The sequence below is a fragment of the Anabaena sp. FACHB-83 genome, from assembly GCF_014697485.1.
GTDB lineage: Bacteria > Cyanobacteriota > Cyanobacteriia > Cyanobacteriales > Nostocaceae > Nostoc_B.
The window spans coordinates 1-4,248 of record NZ_JACJRY010000108.1 but is presented as its reverse complement, the minus strand read 5'-3'; the positions used below and the strand labels follow the sequence as shown (position 1 = coordinate 4,248).

Genomic DNA, 4,248 nt, shown 5'->3' with positions numbered 1-4,248 from the left:
CTTAATTTGGCAATATGAGACTGAAGTTTGGCACAACTCAAATGCTTGCCCCACCTTCTGTAGTAGCGTTTATGTAGAGCAATACAATGATTGTAGATGACCCCAGCAGCATTTATCATGCGCTTGAGATGTCTATTTCTTTTGTGTTGATATAGCTTAAACTTCAGTGTTTTCATATTATTATTTTACCAAAATTATGGAGATAAAAACTTAGATTATTCCTAAATTAAGCAAAGTCGCCCTTGATGGGCAAGGAACCTCAGACCCATGTTTTTGGTAAAAATCCTAACTTATGGGTTGTGCGGATTCTAGGTTGGGGTCGTAGCCTTGGGCTGCTAGTTGTGCGTATTCAGTATCAGTCAATCTAAATTGTAGATTTTGTTCATGATTGGGGGCTGGGAGCGATCGCATTACATCTAAAATGATGACTAAGAACGCAAGCTCATTTGTATTGATTTGGTCAATTTTCAAACAACATAGCTACAAAAGTTCTCTCGTAACATTCAACATTCATTCTTCTGTGATTTGCATTCCAAAACGCAAATCAACCGAGCGCGATAATGCCTAATGGTACGATAACAGAAGCATGAAAGCGTGAATACAAAACTCCTGATTTCTCCTCAAGAACTCATGTCTTTGTTAGCCCAAAAGTCATCAGAGTCTGTCATTATCGATACGCGAAGTCCAGAAGATTATAGTATTTCTCATATTCCTAAATCCATAAATATTAGAGATTTTTTTACCTATCTTTTAGAGAATTCCTCCCCAGCCGGATTAAAAAAAATGCAAGAATATTTTGCACAAATTATGAGCAAACTGGGAATATCGGGTGCGGAACGGTTAATCGTTTATGAAGATACTTTAAATAAAGGTTATGGTCAATCTTGTCGAGCAGCTTTCTTACTAAAGTTTTTGGGTTGCACCCAGGTATCTATTTTACATGGAGGATATAGAGCATGGCTCAGGGCGGAATTACCTGTAACTGATGAAATACCATTCAGTGAAAGCAGCATATTTAGATTGCATCCTAAAGCTGAGATGATAGTGACTACCGCCGAGATGTTGCAAGCAATTGACAATCCAGCAATTATTAAATTAGATGTGCGAGATCGCCCTGAATGGCTTGGGTTGAGTTCTTCGCCCTACGCGGTTGATTTTTGTCCTCGCAAAGGTAGAATTCCCAACGCTGTATGGTTAGAATGGCATCGGCTCATGAATTCTGAATCGGAAATCTCCATGTTTCGCTCAAAAGCGGAAATTTTAGAAATTTGTCAGTCAGTAGGTATTACTTCAGAGTCTATTGTGTACGTCTACTGTTTTAAAGGTTCTAGAGCAGCGAATACTCTGATTGCTCTGCAAGTGGCAGGAATTGATGCCAGAAATTATTTTGGCTCTTGGAATGAATGGTCTCGTGAATTCTCACTACCGATTGATAGCAGAGTCTTGCAATGACCAGAGCGATCGCCCCCATCAAATCAAGAGAGGAAAAGCCAAACCATAAGCGATCGCCTCTCTCCTGAAATTCAAGCAAGTGCGAGGAGAGAGGCGGTAAACTGCTTTAGTAGAGTATTGCCCCTCGGTTTAAAGCACTAACAAAACTGGCATAATCATACTCAACTTGAGTGGCATAGTCTAAGGCAAAGTTGACAATCTCATTTTTAAATGCAGAAGTGTTATTACCCACGACATCTGTGACTTCTTTATCCACACTGTAAGGAACGATCACATCATTGTAATCCTTGTCAGAAATCGCGTGGTTTTTGGCTACCACTTTTCCCGCATATCCCATCGCATCTAGAAATTTTGATTTGCTTGTGAGCAACTTGTAATCAAAATCCTCTTGGTAGGGCGATTTCTCACGTAGAAAGAAAAAGAGATTGTTGACTGTAGTGTAGCCAACTAAAGGATCAGTATTGGTAAGCATGGCTTTCGTAGCAAGGCTCACTCTTGCACCTTGATGGTTACTATACACAGAACTCGGCAACAACTCTGGCACAGCTATAGCTACGGCGCTGCTAGTTTCTTGCTTCATTTCTAAAATCACATCGTCACTGGTTGCAGAAGTTGGGCCTTCAATTAGCAAGTAATATCGATATCTGCCGAGGCTACCAGTTCCTGAGCCTAATTTGAGACGAATATCTTTGACAATATAATAACTATTGCTGTAACGCTTACTACTAGCAATGGAAGTAATGTAGCTACTCATCCCAGCAGTAATAGCTGAATAGGTACTGCTAGATAAAGGTTGAAGTTCAGAAGTGGTTTGGAAGAGGCGATTGCCACTAGTATTAATTAGCGTATACTTGCTTAAAAAGTTGGAACGACTATTGGCGGCAGTCTTTTGAATTAAATCGTTAACAACACCATTTGTATTACTCGATTCTAAACGGTAAGATAATTCGTCATTAGTTCCCTTAAAATCCCCCATTTTGTTGAGGTAAGTATCCAGAAAATTCCGCACCACATCTTGAGCATCATTGGAACTAAGACCATTTTCTTTCGCCGCTAAAAGAATTGAAACCGCCATCCGGCGTAAATCCCAGACGTAGGGGCCGAGATAACCTTCATCAAAATCGCTGGTATCAAAGACATTGTTACCATTGGCATCCCGCATCCCCCCAAGATTTTGTAGGTGCATATCACCTTCTAACCAAATAGCTCTTGTTGAAGAATTGACAAATGCGGAACTTGGTAATGTCTGCATATCACTATAGAAGATGTGAGCAGTCCCTCGATAAAAAGCAAAAGGACTAACTGCCATCTTTTGCATCTTTGTCGCTAGTTCTTGCGGTAATTGTGAGGCAAAGGGATGATTGTATTGATAGATTTGATTTTCTATCCAACTTGAACGGGAAAATGCAGCTTGAGTCTGGTCTGGAAATCCTAAAGTTATAACTGCAAAGACTAAAACTGCGATGACTGTGAATTTTTTTAACCTAAACATAATAGAACCTAGACTTTAAAGTTATGTTTATCCTGAAAACAAGTATAGGAGTAATCGTTTCTGTAATTCTGAGAAAATCCCTCGATAATCCTGAGAAAATGATGTGCCTTACTCCAACAATAAATGCTAGTAAATACTATCTCAAATCCAGTCAAAACTTAACTTTTTACTTTTATATTTGTTTGATTTTCCAATAATAAGACTGTTATCGCACCTATAGCATAAGCAATTATGTCTTTCCCATCAAATGTACTTCCTAATGCAATAGCCAGAATTTTATACTTTTGTAATCCTAAAATCTTGACAAAATTGAAATATTGGAGAACTTCGATAGTGCAAGAAAATGCCAAAACTGCTGAAATGACAATGGATGAATGTATCTTCAAAAAAGTTTTGACAAAACAATAAATTAGGATAACTACTAAAACATCGCCGATAAAAGGACGGATAAAACTTTCATTGACAAAAATAGCAATAAATACTTCTATTGAAAATAGAATGACTGTGAAGTAAAAATACTTTTTATTGAGAGTAAACATGAGAATAGATAGCGTTTAAGAAACACCTGTTTGACTATGACACATAATATTGGCATCACCATACCAAAACGGGTTGCATTGTACGCTAAGTTTGCCCTTAACGTTGGCACAGCCATCGCTATTCTCCATAATTTACTATATAGTACATAAATACTATACAAAGCTAACTCGATTACTTCTAAAACACTATCGAGTATAATTGCTGCGCCGTCTCCTAAAAGTGATGTCCACCACGCCCCTACCAAGCCAGCAACAAGTCAACGCTACTCCCAAACATGAATTGATTACGGGAGTAGTTGAACGCCTGACCTATTATTCTCAAGAGTCAGGTTATACCGTGGCGCGGTTACAACGCCCAGGAGCCAAGGAACTAACTACGATTACTGGTAGCTTTGCAGATATCCAACCAGGACAAACGCTGCAACTAACCGGCTTTTGGCGCGAACATCCCCAGTATGGTTTGCAGTTTCAAGTTGTGAATTACAAGGAAACTAAACCAGCCACCCTCACAGGCATTGAAAAGTATTTAGGTAGTGGTCTAATTAAAGGTGTGGGGCCAGTCACAGCCAAACGCATTGTTGCTCATTTTGGCATAGAGACTCTAGAGATTATTGAAACCCAAATCGAGCGACTAATTGAAGTCAACGGCATTGCCAAAAAACGCATCAAGTTAATTAAAAACGCCTGGGAAACCCAAAAAGCCATCAAAGAAGTGATGGTATTTCTGCAAAGTCATGGTGTCTCTACTACTTATGCAGTCAAGAT

General features: G+C 39.1%; 5 protein-coding genes and 1 pseudogene. 2 read left to right on the top strand and 4 right to left on the bottom strand.

What is annotated here, in order from left to right; genetic code table 11:
- Together H6G79_RS37200 and H6G79_RS36135 are read right to left on the bottom strand one after the other, a co-directional pair.
- Window positions 1-176 (bottom strand): annotated as a pseudogene (locus tag H6G79_RS37200) (RNA-guided endonuclease TnpB family protein); the annotation flags it as partial.
- Window positions 177-285: 109 nt separating this feature from the next.
- Window positions 286-471, bottom strand: coding sequence for a hypothetical protein (locus tag H6G79_RS36135; RefSeq protein WP_190595324.1), 186 nt, complete (start codon window positions 469-471; stop codon window positions 286-288).
- A gap of 123 nt (window positions 472-594) precedes the next feature.
- Between H6G79_RS36135 and H6G79_RS36130 the strand changes: the two genes are divergently transcribed.
- On the top strand, window positions 595-1,452 hold the full coding sequence (locus H6G79_RS36130; protein WP_190595323.1) for a sulfurtransferase: 858 nt from the start codon (window positions 595-597) through the stop codon (window positions 1,450-1,452).
- A gap of 106 nt (window positions 1,453-1,558) precedes the next feature.
- Here the strand turns inward: H6G79_RS36130 and H6G79_RS36125 are convergent, their stop codons facing one another.
- On the bottom strand, window positions 1,559-2,944 hold the full coding sequence (locus H6G79_RS36125; protein ID WP_190595322.1) for a DUF2252 domain-containing protein: 1,386 nt from the start codon (window positions 2,942-2,944) through the stop codon (window positions 1,559-1,561).
- Window positions 2,945-3,102: 158 nt separating this feature from the next.
- A complete protein-coding gene (locus tag H6G79_RS36120) occupies window positions 3,103-3,483 on the bottom strand; it encodes a DUF2809 domain-containing protein (protein ID WP_190595321.1) in 381 nt (126 codons plus the stop codon).
- Between the two features lie 223 nt (window positions 3,484-3,706).
- On the opposite strand from H6G79_RS36120, the gene H6G79_RS36115 reads away from it, so the two are divergent.
- Window positions 3,707-4,248 (top strand): ATP-dependent RecD-like DNA helicase (locus H6G79_RS36115; protein ID WP_242048798.1); only part of this gene is annotated, 542 nt, incomplete at its 3' end.

Bases quoted from the DNA above. Each gene is read 5' to 3' on its own strand.
- H6G79_RS36125 (WP_190595322.1), bottom strand. From the start codon at position 2,944: ATGTTTAGGTTAAAAAAATTCACAGTCATCGCAGTTTTAGTCTTTGCA.
- H6G79_RS36120 (WP_190595321.1), bottom strand. From the start codon at position 3,483: ATGTTTACTCTCAATAAAAAGTATTTTTACTTCACAGTCATTCTATTT.